Raw genomic sequence first — 22,268 nt, 5'->3', positions numbered from 1 at the left:
CGAGTCAGGCGGTATCGCGCAGAGCGCGGAGTTGATCGAGGAAGCGCCGGCATTCGTCCGGCAGCGGCGCGTCGAACTGCAGCGCCTCGCCGGTCAGCGGATGCGCGAGCTTCAGCCGGTACGCATGCAGGAACATCCGTTTGAGCGACGGCTGTGCGTTCGCGCGCGCCAGCGCCTTGTTCAGTGCGAAGTCGCCGTACTTGGCGTCGCCGGCGATCGGCAGGCCGAGATGCGCGAGATGCACACGAATCTGATGGGTCCGACCCGTCTTGAGTTCCGCCTCGACCAGCGCATAGTCCGGCCAGCGCTCGATCAGGTTGAACACCGTATGCGACGGCAGGCCGTCGTCCTGCACGCGCACGCGCCGCTCGCCTTCCGGGGTCGAATACTTGAACAGCGGCGCCTTCACCGCACGCCGACGCCCCCAGTCGGGCTGCCATTCGCCATGCCCGCACGCGAAGTAGCGCTTGTCCATCCGGTTCTCGCGGATCTGCTCGTGCAGGCCGACGAGCGCCGAGCGCTTCTTGGCGAGCATCAGGATCCCGGAGGTCTCGCGGTCGAGCCGATGCACGAGTTCGAGGAATTTCGCGCGCGGACGCGCCTGGCGCATCTGCTCGATCACGCCGAACGCGACACCGCTGCCGCCGTGCACCGCGACGCCGGCCGGCTTGTTGATGACGAGCATCGCATCGTCTTCGTACAGCACGTCGAACTGCGCGGGCGGCACGACAGGCGTGTCGGCACGCGCGAGGTCGGCTGCCGCCACGCGCACGGGCGGCACGCGCACGACGTCGCCGAACGCGAGGCGATACTGGGCGTCGACCCGACCCTTGTTTACGCGCACTTCCCCGCTGCGCAGGATCCGGTAAATATGGCTTTTGGGCACGCCTTTACAGACGCGCAACAGGAAGTTGTCGATCCGCTGACCGGCCGAGTTTTCGTCGATCTGGATCATCGATACCTGGCCGCTTGCGACTGAATTCTGGGATATTTTGCCTAACTCATTCATACTGAATATAATTTTGCCCAGCCTGACGTTGAGGGTGGCCTGACAGGCCGGCCCCGACGGAATCGGGCAAGGCGCAAGCGCAAACTGCTATTTTACTTGCGCCGGGGGTCTGCTGCTCGCCCCTAATCAAAGAGATGCAGCAAGTTGCACGCACGGCGCCGCCCGTCGGCAAGGATCGCGCCCACAGGCGGATTCGGTCGGCAAGGCGCCGCGGTAACGGAAAGTTGGTTGAAAAGAATTTGATCGGCAGCCCGGCGGCGTGAAGTACGTCCGCAGGCTGCCGGTTGCGAAAATTACGGCGTTGCGCCCGATTTGGCCCCGCGAAGCGTGCGGGGCTTGGCGACGTCAAACCAGGGAAGTACACCCCAGGCGGGAAAGTCGGGCTGGATTCGATACTCCCCGCTGCGGCCCAAGCCGCAGCATCTGCCGCCCGTCGGCGCGCGCGACGCATTGCGCGCGCCCCGTGGCAGTGCCCCGGTCTCAGGCTTAGCGCGCTTTCGCAGCGTGCGGTGTGTGGACGCCGTGCTTTGAAGCCGTGTTCGCAAGTGCCCTATGGCCGCCGGCCCCGTGTTTCGGGCCCAAGCGCCTCTTCAGGCAATTCTCCCCGCCATCCTTCCCGCTCCAGCGTGCTCGTGACAACACAACAAGGCGCGGCCTGCCGTCGTTCCCGCCCTCGCGACTGACAACCGCGAGGCGCCGGCAGCAGAGCCGCCTGGAGTCGTTCATGAAACGCATGCTGTTCAATGCGACGCAGCAGGAGGAGCTGCGCGTCGCCATCGTCGATGGGCAAAAGCTCATCGACATCGACATCGAAACAGCCGGGCGCGAACAGCGCAAAGGCAATATCTACAAAGGTGTCGTGACCCGCATCGAGCCGTCGCTCGAAGCGTGCTTCGTCAACTACGGCGAAGACCGCCACGGCTTCCTGCCGTTCAAGGAAGTCGCCCGTCAATACTTCAAGGAAGGCATCGACATGCGCTCCGCGCGCATCCAGGATGCCCTGCGCGAAGGCCAGGAGCTGATCGTCCAGGTCGAGAAGGAGGAGCGCGGCAACAAGGGCGCCGCCCTCACGACCTTCATCTCGCTCGCCGGCCGCTACCTCGTGCTGATGCCGAACAACCCGCGCGGCGGCGGCGTGTCGCGCCGGATCGAAGGCGACGAGCGTCAGGAATTGCGCGAAACGATGGCGCAGCTGCAGATTCCGGACGGCATGAGCATGATCGCCCGCACCGCGGGCATCGGCCGCAGCGCCGAGGAACTGCAGTGGGACCTGAACTACCTGCTGCAGCTGTGGCGCGCGATCGAAGCGGCATCGCAAAGCGGCAACGCCGGCCAGCCGATGCTGATCTATCTGGAATCGAGCCTCGTGATCCGCGCGATCCGGGACTATTTCCAGCCCGATATCGGCGAAATCCTGATCGACACGACCGAGATCTACGATCAGGCCCGTGCGTTCATGGACATCGTGATGCCGGACAACGTGTCGAAGGTGAAGCGCTACCACGACGACGTGCCGCTCTTCTCGCGCTTCCAGATCGAGCACCAGATCGAGACCGCATATTCCCGCACGGTGCCGCTGCCGTCGGGCGGCGCGATCGTGATCGACCACACCGAAGCGCTCGTCGCGATCGACGTGAACTCGGCGCGTGCGACCAAGGGCGCGGACATCGAGGAAACGGCGACCCGCACGAACCTCGAAGCGGCGGACGAAGTGGCCCGCCAGCTGCGCCTGCGCGACCTCGGCGGCCTGATCGTGATCGACTTCATCGACATGGAGTCGGCAAAGAGCCAGCGCGAAGTCGAGCAACGCCTGAAGGACGCGCTCAAGCACGACCGTGCGCGCGTGCAGATGGGCAAGATCTCCCGCTTCGGCCTGATGGAACTGTCGCGCCAGCGCCTGCGCCCGGCCCTGTCGGAAGGCAGCCACGTGACGTGCCCGCGCTGTAACGGCACCGGCCACATCCGCGATACCGAATCGTCCGCGCTGCAGGTGCTGCGGATCATTCAGGAAGAAGCGATGAAGGAAAACACCGCGGCGATCCACTGCCAGGTGCCGGTCGAGGTGACCGCCTTCCTGCTCAACGAAAAGCGTCAGGAAATCAACAAGATCGAGTCGCGCTTCAAGGTCGGCATCGTGCTGATCCCGAACAAGCACCTCGATACGCCGCACTACAAGCTCGAGCGCCTGCGCCATGACGACGCACGCCTCGACGATCCGCGTGCATCCTGGAAGATGGCCGAGGAAGCCGCCCGCGAACTGGAGTCGGAAACCGGCTACAGCAAGCGTGCGGCGGACGTGAAGCCGAAGCAGGAAGCCGCGGTCAAGGGCATCACGCCCGAGCGTCCGGCACCGAGCCCGGCACCGCAGCGTCCGGTCGAGCCGGTTGCGGCGCCGGCACCGGTCGCCGCGGCGAGCGGCGGTTTCATCGGCTGGCTGAAGGGTCTGTTCGGCATGTCGCCGGCTCCGGCGCCCGCGCCGGTCGCACCGGCACCGGCGAAGGAACAGGCCGCCCGCCCGGCGCGCGAGCGGACCGAGAAGACCGAGCAGCGCGGCGGCGATCGCAATCGCAACCGCCGTGGCGGCGCCCAGCAGGCTCAGGGCGGCCGCGACCAGGTAGCGGCCGGCCGTGGCCAGTCGCAACGCCAGGAACGCGAAGGCAAGGAAGCGCGCGAGCCGCGTGAACCGCGCGAGGGTCGCGAACCGCGTGAAGGCCGCGAGCCGCGCGAAAGCCGCGAAAGCCGCGAAAGCCGCGAAGGTCGCGAGGGCCGCGGTCCGCGCGAAGGCCGCGAACCGCGTGAAGCCCGCGAGCCGCGTGAACCGCGCCAGAACCGCGAACCGCGCGAACGCACCGAGCAGCCGGAAGCCGTCGAGGCAGCCGGCAGCGGCGAGCGCCAGGAACGCGGCGAGCGTCGCGAGCGCGGCGAGCGCCGCAAGCCGACGCAACACGCGGCAACGCTCGAAACCGTCACCCGTGGCGAGAACCATCCGGAGGCGGAAACCGCCCAGGCCGCAGCCGTCGCCCTGCCGGGCGCCGATGCAGCAGCCGACGCGGAAGCCGGCGCACGTGACGGCGAGGAACGTCGTCGCCGCCGCCGCGGTCGCCGTGGCGGCCGCCGCGAGCGCGAGGACGAAGGCGCAGTGGTCGACCACGCCGAGCAAGGCGCGGACGGCGAAGCCGTCGTGCAGGCCGTGACGACGGAAGCCCCGAGCGCTGCCGAGCCGGTTCATACGGCCGCACCGGTCGCGGTGGCAGCCGTCGCCGCTGCCGGCGCCGCCGTTGCCGAAGCAGCCGTGGCTGAAGCAACCGCACCGGTCGCGGCCGAGCCGCAGCCGGCACCGGTTCGCGTCGAAGCGACGCCGGTCGCGCCGCTCGAGCCCGCCGTCGTCGCACCGGCAGCCGAATCGGCACCGGTCGTGCCGGCTGTCGCTCAGGAAGCCGGCCCGGCTCCCGTCGCGGTGTCGCCGACCGATGCGTTCGAAGTGCCGGCCGCGCCGGCCGTCGTCGAAGCGCCGCAGTCCGCGCCCGTCGAGCAAGCCGCCCCGGCACCGGTCGTCGCAGCCGAAGCGGCTCCGTCCGCCGTCGAACCGGCTCACGTCGAACCGGCGCGTGTCGAAACTGCGCCGGCCGAGGCCGTTGCCGCACCGGCACCGGCGCCCGTGCAACCGGTCGCGTCGCCCGCTTCGACGAGCCTCGATGTCGTGCTGCAACAAGCCGGCCTCGTGTGGGTGAACACCGACGCCGACAAGTTCCGCGCGGCCCAGGAAGCCGCGTCGCGCCTGCCGCGCGCGGTCCGCGTCCCGCGCGAACGCAAGCCGCTGCCGCCGGTCGACACGACACCGATGCAGCAGGTCGAAACGTCGCGGCATTAAGCGGCGGATCGCCCGACCAGGAAAAGCCCGCCTCCGGCGGGCTTTTCCATTTCCGCGCTGCGGGTTTCCGCCCACCGGCCCGGCCAGCCGCTTGCGGCTAAAATAGAAGCTTGGCTCGCACTTCTTTGAACATGTCCCGACGCATCATTCCTCTCGCCGACGTCAGCGGGATGCCGGATATCTCCGGTGTCGCGCATCTCCCCGACGGCGCCTTGGCCGACAGGTTCGCCAGGCCGTTGCGCGACCTGCGCATCTCGGTGACGGACCGCTGCAACTTCCGCTGCGTGTATTGCATGCCGCGAGACGTGTTCGACAAGAATTACCCGTTCCTGCCGCACAGCGCGCTGCTCGCGCACGAGGAGATCGAGCGCGTGGCGCGGCTGTTCGTCGCCCACGGCGTCGAAAAGATCCGGATCACCGGCGGCGAACCGCTACTGCGCAAGAACCTCGAATTCCTGATCGAGCGCCTCGCGCGCCTGACGACCCATGACGGCCGCCCGCTCGACCTGACGCTGACCACCAATGGCTCGCTGCTCGCGCGCAAGGCGCGCGCACTGAAGGACGCCGGCCTCACGCGCGTGACGGTGAGCCTCGACGCGCTCGACGATACGCTGTTCAAGCGCATGAACGATGCCGACTTCGCGAGCGCCGACGTGCTCGACGGCATCTTCGCCGCGCAGGCCGCGGGCCTCGCGCCGGTCAAGGTCAACATGGTCGTGAAGCGCGGCACCAACGATGGCGAAATCCTGCCGATGGCCGAGCGCTTCCGCGGCACCGGCGTGATCCTGCGTTTCATCGAATACATGGACGTCGGCACGTCGAACGGCTGGAACATGACCGAAGTGCTGCCGTCCGCGGACGTCGTCGCACGCATCGCCGAACGGTTTCCGCTCGTGCCGCTCGAGCCGCACACGGCGGCGGAAACCGCGCAGCGCTGGGGCTATGCGGACGGCAGCGGCGAAATCGGCGTGATCTCGAGCGTCACGCAGGCATTCTGCGGCGACTGCACGCGCGCGCGGTTGTCGACCGAAGGCAAGCTGTACCTGTGCCTGTTCGCGTCGACCGGCCATGACCTGCGCGCCTTAGTGCGCGGCGGCGCGAGCGACGCGGAAATCGCGACCGCGATCGCCCGGATCTGGCAGGCGCGCACCGACCGCTATTCGCAGCTGCGCGGCAGCGCGTCCGCCGACGCGGCACCCGACGGTGCCGGCAAGCGCGTCGAAATGTCGTATATCGGCGGATGACGCGCGCCCGCCTTCCTCGATTCCCCGTGATGTCCGCTTCCGCGTCGCCTTCCGTCACCGGCCTGCTGCTCGCTGGCGGCCGCGCGACGCGCATGGACGGCGCCGACAAGGGCCTGCAACTGCTCGACGGTACGCCGCTTGCGCTGCACGTGCTGCGCCGGCTTTCGCCGCAGGTCGACGAGATGCTGATCAGCGCGAATCGCAACGCCGATCGCTATGCCGAGCTCGGTGCGCCGTTCGACGCGCGCATCGTGCCGGACGACACACCCGATTTTCCCGGCCCGCTCGCCGGTCTGCTTGCCGGCATGCGGGCGGCGCGCGCACCGCTCGTCGCGTGCTCGCCGTGCGATACGCCCTATTTGCCGACCGACCTCGTCGCGCGGCTGCTCGCGGCACTCGACGCGCATCAGGCCGACATCGCGATGGCGGTGACCGTCGACGCGCAACAGGCACGTTCGCCGCAGCCGACGTGCGCGCTGCTGCGCACGTCGCTCGCCGACGATCTCGCGGCCGGACTCGCGGCCGGCGAGCGCAAGGTGCGTGCGTGGTACGCACGCCACAAGACGGTCGAAGTCGAGTTTTGCGACGAGCGTGCGTTTTACAATGCCAACTCCTGGCAGGAACTAGCCGCGCTTGCCCGCCGCTGACGGCGCCGGCATCCGTTCCCGCCCGCCGCATGCGCCTTCGCGCTCCGGCGCCCTGCGCGCGCCACCGGCCACGAACCCGATACGCCTTGCGGCGCAGTCAGACTGATGATCACGCAATCCTCGCCCGCCTCCCGAACCGCACCCGATTCCGCTGCCCCGTTGTCGCTCGCCGATGCGCAGGCGCTCGCGTGCCGGTTCGCGGTGCCGGTCGCCGCGTGCGACACGGTGAGGCTGCATGACGCGCTCGACCGCGTGCTGGCAGCCGACGTGATTGCGCCGTTCGACATTCCCGCGTACGACAACTCGGCGATGGACGGCTATGCATTCGACGGCAGCGCATACGCGCCCGCTTCGGCCGCCGACATCGCGCTGACAGTCGCCGGCACGGCGTTGGCCGGCCATCCGTTCGATGGAGCCGTGGCGCCCGGTGCATGCATCCGCATCATGACCGGCGCGCCGATGCCGGCCGGATGCGACACGGTCATTGCGCAGGAACACGTGCGCGTCGACGGCGATGTCATCCGCTTCGCCGCGCGCGACATCACACGCGGCGCAAACTGCCGCCGCGCCGGCGAGGATCTGGCGCGCGGCGCCCGCGCGCTTGCCGCCGGCCGCGTCCTGCGCCCGTCCGATCTCGGCCTGCTCGCGTCGTTCGGATTGGGCGAAGTCAGGGTGCGTCGCCGCGTGCGCGTCGCCGTGTTCTCGACTGGCGACGAACTGCGCGAACCCGGCGAGCCGCCCGCCCGCGGCACGCTGTACGACAGCAATCGCGCGATGCTGGTCGCGATGCTCGAAAAGCTGCACATCGATGCGCTCGATCTCGGCATCGTCCGCGACGATCCGGCGGCGCTCGAACGCGCGTTGCGCAATGCCGCCGCCGCTCACGCAGACGCGGTGATCACGTCGGGCGGTGTGTCGGTCGGCGAAGCCGATTTCACGCGCGACGTGATGGCGCGGCTGGGCGACGTGACCTTCGCGAGTCTCGCGCTGCGCCCCGGCCGGCCGCTCGCGTGCGGCACGCTCGCGCGCGACGGCGGCGGCGCGGGCCACGTGCTGTTCTTCGGGCTGCCCGGTAATCCGGTCGCCTCCGCCGTGACGTTCCATGCGATCGTGCGCCCCGCGCTGCTGACGCTGGCTGGCGCGCATGTGCCGCCGCCGGCGATGTACACGGCACGCAGCACGCAGGCGCTGAAAAAGCGCCCGGGCCGCACCGAATACCTGCGCGCGATCGCGACGCGCGACGCCGACGGCCAGTGGCTTGTCGCGCCGGCCGGTTCGCAGAGTTCCGCATCGCTGAGCGGCCTCGCGGCCGCCAACTGTTTCATCGTCCTGGGCCACGATTGCGCGACAGTCGACGCGGGCGCCCCGGTCGACATCCTGCCGCTCGACGGCTCGATCTGAATTCCAATCGGTATATCTCTACGGGGGCAATCCGCACATGAAGAAACAAATCTCGTCGATCGCCGCGGGGCAGACCGCAAAGGCGCTGATCCTCGTCTACCTGACGTTCAGCGTGCCGATCGTGCTGCTCGGTATCCTGGTCGCGTACATCCGTTACGGGATGGTCGAACTGAGCACGATCCTGAGCGCGCTGCTGCTGAACGCGATCCTCGGTTTCGTGCTGCTGTGGATCGCCTGCCACGCGTACAACTGGGTCGCGTCGCGCTTCGGCGGCATCGAGATCGTGCTGTCCGATCCGCCGGAGGAAGCGTGAGCGTCACGCCGCTGATCCGCGCTGCCGAAACGCGCGACGTCGGCGCGATCCTCGCGCTGATGCGAGAGCTGGCCGAATTCGAGAAGCTCACGCACCTGTTCGTCGCGAGCGATGCCGATCTGGCCGACGCGCTGTTCGGCGAGCGCCCGGCCGCCGAGGCGCTGGTGGCCGAGCGCGATGGTGCGATCGTCGCGTACGCGCTGTTCTTTCACAATTATTCGACGTTCCTTGGCCGGCGCGGCCTGTATCTCGAGGATCTGTACGTCCAACCGTCGCAGCGCGGCACGGGCCTCGGCACGGCGATGCTGCAACACCTCGCCGCACTCGCCGTCGAGCGCCGTTGCGCCCGCTTCGAATGGTCAGTGCTCGACTGGAACCAGCCGGCGATCGACTTCTACGAGAAGATGGGCGCGACCGTGCTGCCGGAATGGCGCATCGTGCGCGTCACCGGGGATGCGCTGAACATGCTCGCCGCACGTTGAATGCAAACCGGCCACGCGCCGGTTGTTGCTGCAAAGGAAACGGGCGCCGCGGCGCCCGTTCTTCGTTCCGGCCGGCTTCGGCCTTGCGTGCGATGCGTCATGCATCGTCGGCATCGGCACCGTCGGCCGCTTCCGCGCCGAGCAGCCCGGCCGCCGTCTCGCCCGGCAACGCCTCGACCTGCTTCAGCTTGCGGTTCATCACGCGGGTACGCTGCTCGGCGGCCTCGATCGAGCGCGTGACCGTTTCGAGCTGCGCCTTCGTGCGCGCGAGCACATCGCCGAACTTGCCGAATTCGGTCTTCACGGCGCCGAGCACCTGCCACACCTCGCTCGAGCGCTGTTCGATCGCGAGCGTGCGGAAACCCATCTGCAGGCTGTTCAACAGCGCGGTGAGCGTCGTCGGCCCAGCTACCGTCACACGATAGTCGCGCTGCAGCAGATCGGTCAGCCCCGGGCGACGCAGGATCTCCGCATAGAGCCCCTCGGTCGGCAGGAACAGCAGCGCGAAGTCGGTCGTATGCGGCGGCGCGACGTACTTCTCGGCAATCGTGCGCGCCTCCATCCGCACGCGCGCCTCGAGCGCGCGGGCCGCGTCCTCGACCGCCACCGAATCGGCGCGCTCCTGCGCGTCGATCAGCCGCTCGTAGTCCTCGCGCGGGAATTTCGCGTCGATCGGCAGCCACACCGGCGGCGCATCGCGCGTGCCGGCTTCGCGCCCCGGCAGCCGGATCGCGAACTCGACGCGTTCGCTGCTCTTCGGCACCGTCGCGACGTTCTTCGCGTACTGGTCGGGCGTGAGCATCTGCTCGAGCAGGGCCTCGAGCTGCACCTCGCCCCACGTGCCGCGCGTCTTCACGTTGGTCAGCACCTTCTTCAGGTCCCCGACGCCGGCCGCGAGCGTCTGCATCTCGCCGAGCCCGCGGTGCACCTGCTCGAGACGGTCGGACACGAGCTTGAACGATTCGCCGAGCCGCTGTTCGAGCGTCGCATGCAGCTTCTCGTCGACGGTGCGGCGCATCTCCTCGAGCTTCGCCGCATTGTTCGTCTCGATTTCCTTCAGCCGCTGCTCGAGCGTCGCACGCACTTCGCCGATCCGGCGATCGTTGGCCTCGGTCAGTTGCGTGAGCTGACGGTTCAGCGTGTCGCCGAACAGCCGCAGCGCAACCGTCTGCTCTTCGCGCGCCTGCTGCGCCTGGCGCTGCACGCTCTCGCGCATCGCGTCGAACTGCTGCGCGTTGCCCGCGACAAGCTTGCCCAGTTGTTGCGCGAAACCCTCGATCTGATTGTTCTGCACGGTCGCGATGCTCGTCAGCTGGGTCGCGAGCGTCTGCTGAAGTTGCGAGAAACTGCCAGCCAGCTCGGTGCGCGAGCCGCGCGCGTTCTCGACGATCTCCCCGCGCAGCTCGCGCTCGAGCCGCTCCACTGCAAGCGCCTGTGCGTGCGCGGCGTCCTCGATCCGGTCGCCGAGCACGGCCGCATCGTCGTGGCGGCCGCCGCCACGCACGAGCGCGACGATCGCCACCGCGAGCGCGACGGCCAGCACGACGACCGCCGCCAGCAACAACGTCGTCGTCATGCGCGCGGCTTCCCGATCACGTCAGGGTTGATCGGGTTCGGCGGCCGGCCCGCGCGCGGCCCTTCGCCGAGCGCGGCGATCAAATTGTCGGCCGCGAGGTTCGCCATCGCGCGGCGCGTCTTCTCGGTCGCGCTCGCGATGTGCGGCGTCAGCACGACGTTCGGCACCTCGAGCAGCGCCGGATGGACGCTCGGTTCGCCTTCGTAGACGTCGAGGCCGGCCGCGGCGATCGTCCCGTCGCGCAGCGCGGCGGCCAGCGCCGCGTCGTCGACGATGCCGCCGCGCGCAATGTTGGTCAGCGTCGCCGTGCGCTTCATCTTCGCGAGTTCGGCCGCGCCGATCGTGTGGTGGTTCTCCTTCGTGTACGGCAGCACGAGCACGACGTGATCGGCACGTGCCAGCAAGTCGTCCTTCGATACGTATTCGGCATTCAGCTCGGCCTCGATCTCGGGCGCGACCCGTGACCGGTTGTGATAGATCACCTGCATCCCGAAGCCGCGCGCGCGCCGTGCGAGTGCCTGACCGATACGTCCCATGCCGATCACGCCGAGCGTCGAGCCGTAGATGTCGCTACCGAGGAAACCGTCGTACGCCCACTTCTGCCAGTGCCCGGCGCGCAACCAGTGTTCGGATTCGGCAATCCGCCGCGCGGCGGCCATCATCAGCGCCCAGCCGAAATCCGCGGTCGATTCGTTCAGCACGTCGGGCGTGTTGGTGCCGAGCACGTTCGCGGCGTTGAACGCGGCCATGTCGAAATTGTTGTAGCCGACCGCCATGTTCGACACGACGCGCAGGCGCGGCGCCGCCGCGAGCACGGCCGCGCCGACCGGATCACCGGCCGTCAGCGCACCGTCCTTGTCCGCGAGGCGCGCGGCAAGCGCGTCGGGCGCGAGCGCGTCGCCGTTGTTCCAGTCGACTTCAAAGTACTGCTCGAGCCGTTCGATCACGTCCGGGAAGATCGGACGTGCGACCAGGATCTTCTGCATCGCCATCTCCGCATGCCGCGGCCGGCACGCGGCACATCGTGCGCCGCCCAGGCCGTCCGCGCTAGGTTGAAAATCGTCAGCCTACGCCGGGAAGAAGATCCACGACGTCAGCAGGAATACAGGTACCAGGATCACGAGCGCCCAGCCGAGATAGGCAAAGAAGCTCGGCATCTTCACGCCGCGCGATTCCGCGATCGCCTTCACCATGAAGTTCGGCGCATTGCCGATGTAGCTGTTCGCGCCCATGAACACCGCCCCCGCGGAAATCGCGGCGAGCGTCGTCGCGCCCGTCGTCATCAGCGATTGCGCATCGCCGCCCGCGAGGTTGAAGAACACCAGGTAGGTCGGCGCGTTGTCGAGGAACGACGACAGCAGTCCGGTCGCCCAGAAGTACATCGCGTCGATCGGCTTGCCGTCCGGCCCCGTGACCAGATGGACGATCGGTGCGAACGCGCCGTCCGCACCCGCGCGCAGGATCACGATCACGGGCGCGATCGTCACGAAGATCCCCGCGAACAGCTTCGCGACCTCCTCGATCGGCGCCCAGTTGAACGCGTTGCCTTCGCGCGCCGAGCGCGGCGTCAGCGCGAGCGACGCGAGCGCCACGACGGCCAGCGCCGCGTCGCGCACGAGATTCTGCAGCGCGACGTGCGTGCCCCACACGTCGAACGTGACGTCCGGCTTCCAGATGCCGCTCATCAGCACGAGGCCGATCACGGCCGCGAGCAGCACGAAGTTGATCTTGCCGTCGATCGACAGCGCGCCGCCGTCGGGCGTCGGGTCGAGCGCGGCCGGCCGCTCTTCGCCGGCCTTCCGGTAGAAGTACGTGTCGAGCACGAAGAACATCGTCAGCAGCACCGCGCAGATGAACAGCATCGGCAGCGCGAGATGCGTGGTCGTCCAGAAGAAGCTCACGCCATTCAGGAAACCGAGGAACAGCGGCGGATCGCCGAGCGGCGACAGCGAGCCGCCCGCGTTCGCGACGAGGAAGATGAAGAAGATCACGACGTGCACGACGTGCTTGCGGTTATCGTTCGCGCGCAGCAGCGGCCGGATCAGCAGCATCGCCGCGCCGGTCGTGCCCATCACGCTCGCGAGCAGCGTGCCCAGCGCGAGAATCGCGGTGTTCAGCTTCGGCGTGCCGTGCAGGTTGCCGTTGACGCAAATGCCGCCGGCGACCGTATAGAGCGCCGTCAACAGCACAATGAACGGGATGTATTCCTCGAGCAGCGCATGCACGAGCGTGCCGAACGCCGTGCCGGCGCCGAACGCGAAGGCGAACGGGACCAGGAACACGATCGCCCATGCCGCGGCGATCTTGCCGAAGTGGTGATGCCAGAACACCGGCGCGACGAGCGGGAACATCGCGATGGACAGCAGGATCCCGGCGAACGGGATGCCCCAGAGTGCGGACAGCGTGGCACCGTCGAGCGTGGCGGCCGATGCAAGCGCGGGAACGGCGCCAAGCGCGGCTCCCGACGCCATGCCCGCCCAGGCGGCATGTCGTTTCATGCAGAACTTCCTTGTGCGAATGAGTCGAGTGAGGATGGATCAGGCGCGCACGTCATGCGCCGCGTACGACGATCGCGTGAACGCGGTACGGGCCGTGCGCGCCCAGCACGATGGTCTGCTCGATATCGCCCGTGCGCGACGGGCCCGATACGAAATTGACCGCGCGCGGCAATTCGCCGCGCTCCGCGCGAATCAGCGCGAATGCGTCTTCATGACCGGCGACGATCCGCGACGCCGGCACGATCGCGATGTGCGTCTCCGGCAGCAGCGCGGCCGATGCATAGGTGTCCGGCCCGGACAGCAGCACCAGCGAACCCGTTTCGGCGGTTGCGCAGAAGCAGCCCGTGAGGCCGACGAGATCGCCGTCGCGCGGCTTGCGGCATTCGACCGACAGGCCCGCGCCGGCCCAGTCGAGCTCGGCCAGCGTGCGCCATGCAACGGCCTGCAACGGCAGGCCGTGCGCGGAAAGATAGCGGGCCGCGGCGGCCGGCGCGTCGGCGAGGGTCGCGACTTCGTCGACCGTCGTCGACAGGCGCGCCGCTTCGTCGACGAATGCCGCGACAAGATCCGCCGGCATCGGCGGGCGCGGCCCCTCGGGATGGCGGGCGAGATAGTCGGCGACGCCGTCGCGCTCCACTGCATCGGGCTCGGGTGCGCGTCCTTGCGCCGCGCGAATGCGTGCGAGGATCTGGCGACGGGCAGCGGAAGTGTCCATGAACGGTCCTCGTGACGTTGGCGTGCGATACCGTCGGATTATACCGGCCGCCCTCGCCGCGACGCACCTGGCCGCATGGCCGACGCTTACTGCGATGCGTCCTCGTCGACCGGCTGCGCGATGCCGAACACCTGGCGCAGGTACGCTAGATACGCCTTGTCGTCGCACATGCTCTTGCCGGGCGAATCCGATAGCTTCGCGACCGGCTGCCCGTTGCAGCGGACCATCTTGATCACGATCTGCAGCGGCACGTAGCCGAGATCGTTCGTGAGGTTGGTGCCGACGCCGAACGCGAGCTTGCAGCGGCCGCGGAACCGTTCGTACAGCTGCATGACCTTCGGGATGTCGAGCGCGTCGGAGAACACGAGCACCTTGGTACGCGGATCGCAGCGGTTCGCCTCGTAGTGGCGCAGCATGCGCTCGCCCCACTCGAACGGGTCGCCCGAATCGTGGCGCGCGCCGTCGAACAGCTTGCAGAAGTACATGTCGAAGTCGTTCAGGAACGCGTCCATCCCGTAGACGTCCGACAGCGCGATCCCGAGGTCGCCGCGATACTCCTTCGCCCACATCTCGAAACCGTAGGTTTGCGAATCGCGCAGCCGCGGGCCGAGCGCCTGGCAGGCCTGCAGGTATTCGTGGGCCATCGTGCCGAGCGGCGTCAGGCCGTGCTTCATCGCGTACAACACGTTGCTCGTGCCCGCGAACTGCGCGCCGAGCCCGTCGCGCAGCGTGAGCGCGACCTCCTCGTGCCACACCTTCGAGAAGCGCCGGCGCGTGCCGTAGTCGGCGATCTTGCAGTCGGCGAACTCGGGCTTCGCGCCGAGCAGCTTGATCTTCTCGCGCAGCCGCTCGCGGCCTTCGCGATAGTCGGGCTCGCGCTGCGTGTTGCGGAAATAGACTTCGTTGACGATCGCGAGCACCGGAATCTCGAACAGGATCGTGTGCAGCCACGGCCCCTCGATCACGATGTCGATCTCGCCGTTGCCCTTCGGCGAAGGCATGATCGAAATGTATTTCTCGTTCAGGTGGAACAGCGCGAGGAAGTCGACGAAATCGCTCTTGATGAAGCGCATGCGCCGCAGGTAGTCGAGCTCGACGTCGGTGAAGCGCAGCGAACAAAGGCCGCGCACCTCGTCGCGGATCTCGTCGATGTACGGGACGAGATCGACGCCGGGCGTGCGGCACCGGAACCGGTACTCGACGTTTGCGGCAGGAAAGTGATGCAGGACGACCTGCATCATCGTGAACTTGTAGAGATCCGTGTCGAGCAGCGAAGTGATGATCATGATTACGGCACCGCCAATATCGTGACACGGCCCGGCGCACCGCGCGCCGCCCGGTCTGCGGCCATGTTACCCGAATGCGGGCCCGACCATCGCGAAACCGCCCGCGCACTGCCCGGGCGCGTCGCGCGAATGCCGCATGCGCGAGCAGCGAGGTTGCCGCCATAAACTAATCACGAAACGATATAAGCCGGAAAGCCGACCACGCGATGCGGGTTTTGCGCTTCAGTTACAATGCCGCTTTTGGCGCAAACGCCACCCCATATATACCGCCAAGCAGGAGCGTTTTAATGACTCACGTTGTGACCGAAGGCTGCATCAAGTGCAAATACACGGATTGCGTGGATGTGTGCCCGGTGGATTGCTTCCGTGAAGGTCCCAACTTTCTCGCCATCGATCCGGACGAGTGCATCGACTGCGCCGTGTGCGTCGCCGAGTGCCCGACCAATGCGATCTATGCCGAAGAAGACGTTCCGGGCGACCAGCAGCAGTTCACCGCGCTGAACGCGGAACTCGCCAAGAACTGGCCGTCGATCACGAAGACGAAGCCGGCACCGGCCGACGCGGACGAGTGGAAGGACGTGCAGGAAAAGCTGCACCTGCTCGAGCGCTGATCGCGCAGCGGCGCCGCAAAAAAATTTTTGTGCGTCGCCGCTCAAAAGTGTTGACAGGTTAGCGAACGCTCCATACAATCTCGTTTCTCTGCTGTTGTTGTTTGTTCCCCGATAGCTCAGTCGGTAGAGCGCCGGACTGTTAATCCGTAGGTCCCTGGTTCGAGCCCAGGTCGGGGAGCCAAAAATGCAAGAGCCCGTTGAAAGTAGACGGGTTTTTTGTTGGTTACCGAACAACGAAGCAGATGTACCGATTTATTCCCCGATAGCTCAGTCGGTAGAGCGCCGGACTGTTAATCCGTAGGTCCCTGGTTCGAGCCCAGGTCGGGGAGCCAGACAGCAAAAGGCCCGTCATTCGACGGGCCTTTAGTTTTTCCGGCGCCCATCGGCCACCGCCGCGCGTGCTAGAGTCTGTGTCCCGCATTCGCATCCGGTTCCGTCGATGAAGCACCGCCTCCTTTCCGCCGCGCCGTTCGCCCTTCTGCTCTCCGCCGTTGCCGCCGCGCCATTCGCGCACGCGGAGGAAGTCGGCAGCGTCAACACCCATTTCCGCGTGACGGGCTCCGATCGCGTGGTCGTCGAAGCGTACGACGATCCGCTCGTGACGGGCGTCACCTGCTACGTGTCGCGCGCGCGCACCGGCGGGATCAAGGGCACGCTCGGCGTCGCGGAGGATCCGAGCGAAGCGTCGATCGCGTGCCGGCAGGTCGGCCCGCTCAGCTTCAAGGAGCCGCTCAAGCAGCAGACCGACGTGTTCAGCGAGCGGATGTCGTTCATCTTCAAGACGCTGCACGTCGTGCGCGTGGTCGACAAGAAGCGCAACACGCTCGTCTATCTGACCTACAGCGACCGCATCGTCAGCGGCAGCCCGAAGAACGCCGTCACTGCCGTGCCGATGCCGGCCGGCACGACGATTCCGGTCAAGTAAGCGCGCGCCGGCCGGGCGCCGGAGCGATACACTGTCGATTCGACCGCCCGCGCGCCCGAACATGTCCGCCACCCGCCTTCTTCCGGACTCCGCACGTTACTGGCGCACGCCGCTGCTGCCGGACGCGGATCTGCTCACGGCCACCTATCGCAACCACACGTTCGCGCCGCACTGGCACGACGCGTACACGATCCCCGTGATCCTCGAGGGCGCGGAGCGCTACACCTGCCGCGGCAGCGGCCATGTCGCCGAAACGGGCACCGTGCCCGTGATCAATCCCGGCGAAGTGCACACGGGCTCGCGCGCGACCGACGAAGGCTGGTGCTATCGCGTGAGCTATGTGCCGGTCGACTACATCCGCGCGCTCGCGCGTGCGATCGCGGGGCGCCCGCACGATGCGCCATGGTTCCCGTCCGACGTGATCCGCGACGCCGATCTCGCGGCGCGGCTCGCGCTGGCCCATCGGATGATGGAGGCCGGCAGCGAATCCATGACGCCGTTTCACCCGCAAGAGCAGCCGGCTGCCGAGGCGCCGGCCGCCGCGGCGCCGCGCGTCTACGATCCGCTCGCCGCCGAAACGGCGATGCTCGATGCGTTGTCGACACTGATCGTGCGCCATGCCGACGCGCGGCTGCAGCCGGCGGCGCTCGCGGCCGACGAGCCGCGCGTCGACGCGATGCGCGAGCGGCTCGCCGCCGATCTCACGGGCACGGTCACGCTTGACGACGTCGCGCAGGCCGCCGGCCTGTCGCCGTTTCACGCGGCCCGGCTGTTCACCCGGACGATCGGAATGCCGCCGCACGCATGGCGCAATCAGTTGCGGCTGCAGCGCGCGCTTGCGCCGTTGCGCGCCGGCGTGCCGATCGCCGATGTCGCCGCGGCCAGCGGCTTCGTCGACCAGAGTCACTTCTCACGGCATTTCAAACGAATGTTCGGCGTGCCGCCCGGCCGCTGGCAAGCGCGCTGACGCATACTTTCCGGCCTGCAATCGACAGCGAGCGGCATCCGGCACGCAGCTTGCGCCGCCGGCACCGCGGGCGCAAGAACGTACAAGCCGTCACGGCTGCGCACCGCTATCCTGCAATTCATGGAAACGCGCCCCTTGAAACCCGCACACTCGAATTCACCGCCGCCCCGCCGCCCGCTCAACGAATGGTTCGACGGCGCACGCGACACGATCCCGATGATGATCGGCGCGGCACCGTTCGGCGTGATCTTCGGCACGCTGGTCGGCGGCGGCCCGCTCGCCGCATGGCACGGTGCGCTGATGTCGCTTGCGGTGTTCGCCGGCTCCGCCCAATTCATCGCGCTCGGCCTGATCGCCGGCAGCGCGAGCTTCGTCGTCGTGCTCGCGACGACGCTGATCGTGAACCTGCGTCACCTGTTGTACAGCGCGACGCTCGCGCCGTACGTCGCGCACCTGCCGCTGCGCTGGCGCGCGACCCTCGGTGCGTTGATGACCGACGAGGTGTTCGCGGTCGCCTACGCGCACTACCGGCACTTCCCGCCCGGTACGATCGGCCCCCACTACTTCTTCGGCTCCGGCCTCGCGATGTACCTGAACTGGCAGGTCTGGACGCTGGCGGGCATCGGCTTCGGCGCGGCTTTCCCCGGCCTGCAGTCGCTCGGCCTCGATTTCGCGATGGCGGCGACCTTCATCGCGATCGTCGTTCCGCAGCTCGGCACGCTGCGCTATTTCGCGGCCGCCGCGACAGCCGGCACGCTCGCGTACTTCTGGCAAGGCTGGCCGTACAAGCTCGGGCTGCTGGGCGCGGTCGCCGCCGGCGTCGCGGTCGGCGTCGCGCTGACGTTGCGGCACGCGCGTTCGCGCACCGCTTCACGCACGGAGACCGCCTCGTGAGCTACGCGCTGCTGATCCTCGGAATGGCCGTGATCACCTATGCGATCCGCACGACGCTGTTCCTGTTCGGCGAGCGGCTGACTTTCCCGCCGCTGGTCCGGACCGCGCTCGGCTTCGTGCCCGTCACCGTGCTGACCGCGATCATCGTGCCGATGACCGTCTCGCCGCACGGCGGCACGGCCGAGCTGACCTGGCGCAATCCGCAGCTCGTCGGCGCGCTCGCCGCCGTGCTCGTGTCGGCGACGACACGCCGGCCGCTCGTGACGATCGCGGTCGGGCTCGCGGTGTTCTTTGTCTGGCAAGGGATCGTGATACCGCACTGGCTGTCGGCCTGAGCGAACGTCGACGGCGGCGCTCAAGTTTTCGCCCGGCGCGCCGATATCGGGTATGAAGACCCGCCATCAGCCTCGGCGCGAACCGGTCCGTCGACGCTGCGCCCGCACCGGTGCACGACGTCGGCCGCCGGCCCGCGCGGGCCGCCATCGAGACGATTCATGGGCCAGATCACCCTTTCCCTCAAGGACGACACGCTTGCGTCCCTGCGCAAGGACTACGACGCGTTCGTGCGTGTGTCGCTGAAACTCGACCCGCAGTTCGCGACGCCGTCGTTCGAGGATTTCCTGCGCGCCAAGTTGCTCGACAACATGGTGCCGCTGACCGAGCACGCCGTGCAGCGGATGCTCGAGGGCGGCCAGTACGCGTGGGCGAAGCGCACGCTCGACAAGGAATTTCCGGATGTCGTCGCGATCCTGATGCGACAGGCCGGCGAATTCGGCTTCGGCTTCGCGTCGCGCTCCGAATGGACGCCCGACGAACTCGCGAAGGCGTGCCGCGACTGGGCCAAGGCGATCGTCGCCGAAGCGCAGGGCGACGCGTCGCTGGTCGATCCGCTCGCCGCGCAGATCAAGGGCGCCGTGCAGGACATCCAGGCGCTCGAGGAAATGATGCAGACTCCCGCATGGCGGCTCGCGGAATCGCTGCGGCAGCGTGTCTACGAGGCGAAGCTCGCGTGCGAGATGAGCGTCGGCAGCGCCGCGCGCGACAAGCTCGGCGAGCTGCGCGGCCTGCTGCGGCTCGGGCTTGCGCACGGTTCGTTCCAGAAGCAGGAAGCGCAGCAGATCATGGAGTATCTGCGGCTGCTGAAGCCGGAGATCTTCGTGGACGAGCCGTACGACGTATTCGCGCGGCTCGCCGCGTGGCTGCGCAGCGTATTCACGCCTTCCGCCGCGCGACCGGCCCACGGGCCGGGGCCGGAACAGCACCGGCCATGACGGCACGCGTGCCCGCATGAAGAACGGCCCGGTTCGCGCGAAGCGAACCGGGCCGCCGATCGATCGCCGTTACGACGCGCCGTCCGGGGCGAACGTCGTGCGACGTCGCGGGACCGCTTACTGCGCGGCGCCCGAGGCCGATGCGCCGCCCTGCACGCCTGTCGACGCGCCGCCCTCGACGGCCTCGTCGCCCACCTTCGACTTTGCGGTGCCGGCACGATGCTTGGCCGACTTCGTCGCATGCTTCGCGTGCTTCTTGGCCGAGTGGACCGACGACGACGCCGTATCCTTCGCGCCGTCGGCTGCCGCGCCGGCCGCGTCGGTCGCGCCGCCGACCGCATTGCCGGACGCATTCGCGCCGGCACCGCCCTGCATGCCTGCGTCTGCGCCTGCTGCCGGCGCCTGCGTCTGCACGCCGGCACCTGCGGTGCCCTGTGCCGCGACGCCCGTTTGCGCGAACGCGGCCGAAGTGGCGAACGCCGTCAGCGCGGCACCGATCAGCATCGTACGAATCTTGGACATGACAATCCTCCTCAAGAAGTTGTGGGCGCGGACCGCGTCGATGCGATCCGTCGCGTCCCCTGCCGCAACACGCGGCAAGTACGAGGAAAGACCCGCCCGCCTCACTTGCGGTTCTCCAATCTCTCAGACTGTTACCCACCGTTTCATTTGCTGACGAATCGCTCACAGTCCTTAACAACTGCGGCGCGCGGGCCCGCGCGAGCGTGCGCACTCGCGCGCGGGCCCTCGCTGCCGTATGATGCGGGGCGACTCCTCCCTCCCGCGCACCGCGCGCTTCCTTCGTCATGCCCAACCTGGATTTCACGCTGACCGGCGAATACGTCGAGCTGCACAACCTTCTCAAGATCACCGGCCTCGCGGACAGCGGCGGCACCGCGAAGATGTTCGTCGCGTCCGGCGCGGTGAAAGTCGACGGCGTGGTCGAACTGCGCAAGACGTGCAAGATCCGCGCGGGCCAGGTCGTGCTGTTCGGCGACACGCGGATCGCGGTTCACGACGCGTAGCGCTTCCCCCTGACCGTGACATGGCCATCGGTGCGCGCGTTCGACACCGTTCGAATAAAGCCGTAAGCTAGCCGTCTCTCAAAATAAATACAGACAGCGCGGGCCCGCATCCGCGCGAGCGCTCATTCCATGTCGCATTCCGGTCTTACGCGGACGGCCGCCGCGCCGCCGTCCCTGTCCAGTCATGCCGCCGATACCGCGCGCCTCGCCGCGCCGCTCGCGATCGCGCAGCTTTCGCAGATGGCGATGAGCGTCACCGACACGGTGCTGCTCGGCTCGCTCGGCCCCGATTCGCTCGCGGCCGGCGGCCTCGGCGCGAACTTCTTCTTCGTCATCGTGACCGTGCTGCAGGGCGTGCTGTCGTCCGTCAGCGTGAGCGTCGCGCATGCGCGCGGCGCGCAGGCGGAACATCGCGTGCCGCACATCTACTGGACCGGCTTCGCGCTGTCCATGTTGCTCGCGATTCCGGCAATCATTGCGCTGTCGCTGTCCGAACCGATCCTGCTGATGTTCCACGAGCCGCCGACGCTCGCGCATCACGTCGGCGAGTACACCGGCATCCTGCGGTTCGCGGCGCTCGGCAGCCTGATCGGCGTCGGACTGATGCGCGCGTTCCTGCCGGCGATCGGCGCCGCGCGACGCCTGCTGTGGGTGTCGATTGGAGGCGTCGGCGTCAACGGCGTGCTGAACTACGGGCTGATTCACGGTGCATTCGGCTTGCCGCGGCTCGGCTTCCTCGGCTCGGCGGTCGCGACGACCATCACCATCTGGCTCACCGCGCTCGCGCTGATCTGGCTGCTGCACGGCCGCCAGCGGTTTCGCCATTTCGTGACGGCCGCCCGTCCGAAACTGCCCGTGATGGGCGAGCTGATCGGCATCGGCTGGCCGGTGGCGATCACGTACGGGGTCGAATCGACGCTCTTTCTCGCCACCGGTCTCACGATCGGCGTGCTCGGCGCGACGTCGCTCGCCGCGCACCAGATCGCGCTGAACGTCGCGTCGGTCGCGTTCATGGTGCCGCTCGCGATCGGCCAGGCCGCCAACGTGCGGGTCGGCTACTGGGTCGGCGCCGGCCAGCCGGTCGCCGCGCGGCATGCGGGCTTCGTCGCGCTTGGCCTGGGCATCGCGTTCATGTCGCTGTCGGGGCTCGTGCTGATCGTCGCGCCGCATGCGATCGTCGGCCTGTATCTGCAACTCGACGACCCGGCCAACGCGCCGACCGTTTCGCTTGCCGCGTCGCTGCTCGGCATCGCCGCGGTGTTCCAGATCGTCGACGGCATGCAGACGGTCGGGTCGGGCGCACTGCGCGGGCTGCGCGACACGCGCATCCCGATGCTCGCTGCGACCTTCGGCTACTGGGGCATCGGGTTCCCGACCGGCTACTGGCTGGCGTTCCATGCCGGCCTCGGCGCTCGCGGCCTCTGGTGGGGGCTCGCCGCCGGCCTCGCGAGCGTGGCCGTGCTGATGGCCTGGCGCTTTCACCGGAAGACTTCGTCGCTCGTCGCGTCGCCGCGTTGAGCTCGGCACGACGCG

The 22,268-nt window shown here is 68.1% G+C and carries 21 protein-coding genes and 2 tRNA genes; 16 read left to right on the top strand and 7 right to left on the bottom strand.

Annotated features, from left to right (window positions below; genetic code table 11):
* Positions 1–4 precede the first annotated feature (4 nt).
* Complete coding sequence (locus WS51_RS15825; RefSeq protein WP_059447953.1) at positions 5–1,009, bottom strand: RluA family pseudouridine synthase; 1,005 nt, start codon at positions 1,007–1,009, stop codon at positions 5–7.
* A gap of 724 nt (positions 1,010–1,733) precedes the next feature.
* Between WS51_RS15825 and WS51_RS15820 the strand changes: the two genes are divergently transcribed.
* From WS51_RS15820 to WS51_RS15795, 6 genes are all read left to right on the top strand, one after another.
* Positions 1,734–4,880, top strand: coding sequence for an Rne/Rng family ribonuclease (locus WS51_RS15820; RefSeq protein ID WP_069229428.1), 3,147 nt, complete (start codon positions 1,734–1,736; stop codon positions 4,878–4,880).
* A 131-nt stretch (positions 4,881–5,011) separates the two neighbouring features.
* A complete protein-coding gene (moaA, locus tag WS51_RS15815; RefSeq protein WP_069229427.1) occupies positions 5,012–6,124 on the top strand; it encodes a GTP 3',8-cyclase MoaA in 1,113 nt (370 codons plus the stop codon).
* Positions 6,125–6,153: 29 nt separating this feature from the next.
* Complete coding sequence (mobA, locus tag WS51_RS15810; protein ID WP_059502889.1) at positions 6,154–6,771, top strand: molybdenum cofactor guanylyltransferase MobA; 618 nt, start codon at positions 6,154–6,156, stop codon at positions 6,769–6,771.
* 105 nt (positions 6,772–6,876) lie between these two features.
* Complete coding sequence (gene moeA / locus WS51_RS15805) at positions 6,877–8,172, top strand: molybdopterin molybdotransferase MoeA (RefSeq protein ID WP_069229426.1); 1,296 nt, start codon at positions 6,877–6,879, stop codon at positions 8,170–8,172.
* Between the two features lie 37 nt (positions 8,173–8,209).
* Complete coding sequence (locus tag WS51_RS15800) at positions 8,210–8,485, top strand: hypothetical protein (protein WP_006476519.1); 276 nt, start codon at positions 8,210–8,212, stop codon at positions 8,483–8,485.
* Positions 8,482–8,967 carry a GNAT family N-acetyltransferase gene (locus tag WS51_RS15795; protein WP_069229425.1) on the top strand — a complete coding sequence of 162 codons (486 nt, stop codon included), beginning with the start codon at positions 8,482–8,484 and terminating at the stop codon, positions 8,965–8,967. Before WS51_RS15800 ends, WS51_RS15795 begins: the two co-directional genes overlap by 4 nt.
* A gap of 97 nt (positions 8,968–9,064) precedes the next feature.
* On the opposite strand, the gene WS51_RS15790 is transcribed toward WS51_RS15795, so the two are convergent.
* The 5 genes from WS51_RS15790 to pncB all read right to left on the bottom strand — a co-directional run bounded on the left by WS51_RS15790 (position 9,065) and on the right by pncB (position 15,042).
* Positions 9,065–10,543 carry a DNA recombination protein RmuC gene (locus tag WS51_RS15790; RefSeq protein ID WP_059447947.1) on the bottom strand — a complete coding sequence of 493 codons (1,479 nt, stop codon included), beginning with the start codon at positions 10,541–10,543 and terminating at the stop codon, positions 9,065–9,067.
* Entirely contained in the window at positions 10,540–11,529 is a 990-nt protein-coding gene (locus tag WS51_RS15785; protein ID WP_059447983.1) for a 2-hydroxyacid dehydrogenase, read from the bottom strand. Before WS51_RS15785 ends, WS51_RS15790 begins: the two co-directional genes overlap by 4 nt.
* A gap of 81 nt (positions 11,530–11,610) precedes the next feature.
* A complete protein-coding gene (locus WS51_RS15780) occupies positions 11,611–13,041 on the bottom strand; it encodes a sodium:proton antiporter (protein WP_059977920.1) in 1,431 nt (476 codons plus the stop codon).
* Positions 13,042–13,093: 52 nt separating this feature from the next.
* A complete protein-coding gene (locus WS51_RS15775; protein ID WP_059502899.1) occupies positions 13,094–13,756 on the bottom strand; it encodes a LutC/YkgG family protein in 663 nt (220 codons plus the stop codon).
* Between the two features lie 86 nt (positions 13,757–13,842).
* A complete protein-coding gene (gene pncB / locus WS51_RS15770; RefSeq protein ID WP_059447944.1) occupies positions 13,843–15,042 on the bottom strand; it encodes a nicotinate phosphoribosyltransferase in 1,200 nt (399 codons plus the stop codon).
* 287 nt (positions 15,043–15,329) lie between these two features.
* On the opposite strand from pncB, the gene fdxA reads away from it, so the two are divergent.
* The 8 genes from fdxA to WS51_RS15730 all read left to right on the top strand — a co-directional run bounded on the left by fdxA (position 15,330) and on the right by WS51_RS15730 (position 19,710).
* Positions 15,330–15,653, top strand: coding sequence for a ferredoxin FdxA (gene fdxA, locus WS51_RS15765; protein WP_042583454.1), 324 nt, complete (start codon positions 15,330–15,332; stop codon positions 15,651–15,653).
* Between the two features lie 105 nt (positions 15,654–15,758).
* A tRNA-Asn gene (locus WS51_RS15760) sits at positions 15,759–15,834 on the top strand.
* Between the two features lie 75 nt (positions 15,835–15,909).
* Positions 15,910–15,985, top strand: a tRNA-Asn gene (locus WS51_RS15755).
* 107 nt (positions 15,986–16,092) lie between these two features.
* Positions 16,093–16,578 carry a CreA family protein gene (locus tag WS51_RS15750; protein WP_059502901.1) on the top strand — a complete coding sequence of 162 codons (486 nt, stop codon included), beginning with the start codon at positions 16,093–16,095 and terminating at the stop codon, positions 16,576–16,578.
* Positions 16,579–16,639: 61 nt separating this feature from the next.
* Positions 16,640–17,545: an AraC family transcriptional regulator gene (locus WS51_RS15745; RefSeq protein ID WP_059798693.1), complete on the top strand. Its 906-nt coding sequence runs from the start codon at positions 16,640–16,642 to the stop codon at positions 17,543–17,545.
* A gap of 120 nt (positions 17,546–17,665) precedes the next feature.
* The gene (locus WS51_RS15740) at positions 17,666–18,439 is read left to right on the top strand and encodes an AzlC family ABC transporter permease (protein ID WP_059502905.1); all 774 of its coding nucleotides are present in this window, start codon (positions 17,666–17,668) and stop codon (positions 18,437–18,439) included.
* Complete coding sequence (locus WS51_RS15735) at positions 18,436–18,774, top strand: AzlD domain-containing protein (protein WP_059502907.1); 339 nt, start codon at positions 18,436–18,438, stop codon at positions 18,772–18,774. Before WS51_RS15740 ends, WS51_RS15735 begins: the two co-directional genes overlap by 4 nt.
* Positions 18,775–18,933: 159 nt before the next feature.
* The gene (locus WS51_RS15730; protein ID WP_059771602.1) at positions 18,934–19,710 is read left to right on the top strand and encodes a DUF4088 family protein; all 777 of its coding nucleotides are present in this window, start codon (positions 18,934–18,936) and stop codon (positions 19,708–19,710) included.
* Positions 19,711–19,827: 117 nt separating this feature from the next.
* On the opposite strand, the gene WS51_RS15725 is transcribed toward WS51_RS15730, so the two are convergent.
* Positions 19,828–20,232, bottom strand: coding sequence for a hypothetical protein (locus WS51_RS15725; protein WP_069229424.1), 405 nt, complete (start codon positions 20,230–20,232; stop codon positions 19,828–19,830).
* Between the two features lie 284 nt (positions 20,233–20,516).
* On the opposite strand from WS51_RS15725, the gene WS51_RS15720 reads away from it, so the two are divergent.
* Both WS51_RS15720 and norM read left to right on the top strand, forming a co-directional pair.
* Positions 20,517–20,735: an RNA-binding S4 domain-containing protein gene (locus WS51_RS15720; RefSeq protein WP_006753074.1), complete on the top strand. Its 219-nt coding sequence runs from the start codon at positions 20,517–20,519 to the stop codon at positions 20,733–20,735.
* Between the two features lie 129 nt (positions 20,736–20,864).
* Positions 20,865–22,253, top strand: coding sequence for a multidrug efflux MATE transporter NorM (gene norM, locus WS51_RS15715; protein WP_059447937.1), 1,389 nt, complete (start codon positions 20,865–20,867; stop codon positions 22,251–22,253).
* Positions 22,254–22,268 lie beyond the last annotated feature (15 nt).

Source organism: Burkholderia territorii (assembly GCF_001718335.1).
In the GTDB taxonomy this organism is placed as follows: domain Bacteria; phylum Pseudomonadota; class Gammaproteobacteria; order Burkholderiales; family Burkholderiaceae; genus Burkholderia; species Burkholderia territorii.
Note: the sequence above shows the minus strand (reverse complement) of the source record. Positions and strands in the feature narration are given on the sequence as shown.

Bases quoted from the DNA above. Each gene is read 5' to 3' on its own strand.
- WS51_RS15730 (WP_059771602.1), top strand. From the start codon at position 18,934: ATGGGCCAGATCACCCTTTCCCTCAAGGACGACACGCTTGCGTCCCTG.
- WS51_RS15800 (WP_006476519.1), top strand. From the start codon at position 8,210: ATGAAGAAACAAATCTCGTCGATCGCCGCGGGGCAGACCGCAAAGGCG.
- WS51_RS15740 (WP_059502905.1), top strand. From the start codon at position 17,666: ATGGAAACGCGCCCCTTGAAACCCGCACACTCGAATTCACCGCCGCCC.
- WS51_RS15785 (WP_059447983.1), bottom strand. From the start codon at position 11,529: ATGCAGAAGATCCTGGTCGCACGTCCGATCTTCCCGGACGTGATCGAA.
- WS51_RS15775 (WP_059502899.1), bottom strand. From the start codon at position 13,756: ATGGACACTTCCGCTGCCCGTCGCCAGATCCTCGCACGCATTCGCGCG.
- pncB (WP_059447944.1), bottom strand. From the start codon at position 15,042: ATGATCATCACTTCGCTGCTCGACACGGATCTCTACAAGTTCACGATG.
- WS51_RS15820 (WP_069229428.1), top strand. From the start codon at position 1,734: ATGAAACGCATGCTGTTCAATGCGACGCAGCAGGAGGAGCTGCGCGTC.
- norM (WP_059447937.1), top strand. From the start codon at position 20,865: ATGTCGCATTCCGGTCTTACGCGGACGGCCGCCGCGCCGCCGTCCCTG.
- mobA (WP_059502889.1), top strand. From the start codon at position 6,154: ATGTCCGCTTCCGCGTCGCCTTCCGTCACCGGCCTGCTGCTCGCTGGC.
- WS51_RS15750 (WP_059502901.1), top strand. From the start codon at position 16,093: ATGAAGCACCGCCTCCTTTCCGCCGCGCCGTTCGCCCTTCTGCTCTCC.
- WS51_RS15780 (WP_059977920.1), bottom strand. From the start codon at position 13,041: ATGAAACGACATGCCGCCTGGGCGGGCATGGCGTCGGGAGCCGCGCTT.
- WS51_RS15790 (WP_059447947.1), bottom strand. From the start codon at position 10,543: ATGACGACGACGTTGTTGCTGGCGGCGGTCGTCGTGCTGGCCGTCGCG.
- moaA (WP_069229427.1), top strand. From the start codon at position 5,012: ATGTCCCGACGCATCATTCCTCTCGCCGACGTCAGCGGGATGCCGGAT.
- WS51_RS15745 (WP_059798693.1), top strand. From the start codon at position 16,640: ATGTCCGCCACCCGCCTTCTTCCGGACTCCGCACGTTACTGGCGCACG.
- moeA (WP_069229426.1), top strand. From the start codon at position 6,877: ATGATCACGCAATCCTCGCCCGCCTCCCGAACCGCACCCGATTCCGCT.
- fdxA (WP_042583454.1), top strand. From the start codon at position 15,330: ATGACTCACGTTGTGACCGAAGGCTGCATCAAGTGCAAATACACGGAT.
- WS51_RS15720 (WP_006753074.1), top strand. From the start codon at position 20,517: ATGCCCAACCTGGATTTCACGCTGACCGGCGAATACGTCGAGCTGCAC.
- WS51_RS15725 (WP_069229424.1), bottom strand. From the start codon at position 20,232: ATGTCCAAGATTCGTACGATGCTGATCGGTGCCGCGCTGACGGCGTTC.
- WS51_RS15825 (WP_059447953.1), bottom strand. From the start codon at position 1,009: ATGAATGAGTTAGGCAAAATATCCCAGAATTCAGTCGCAAGCGGCCAG.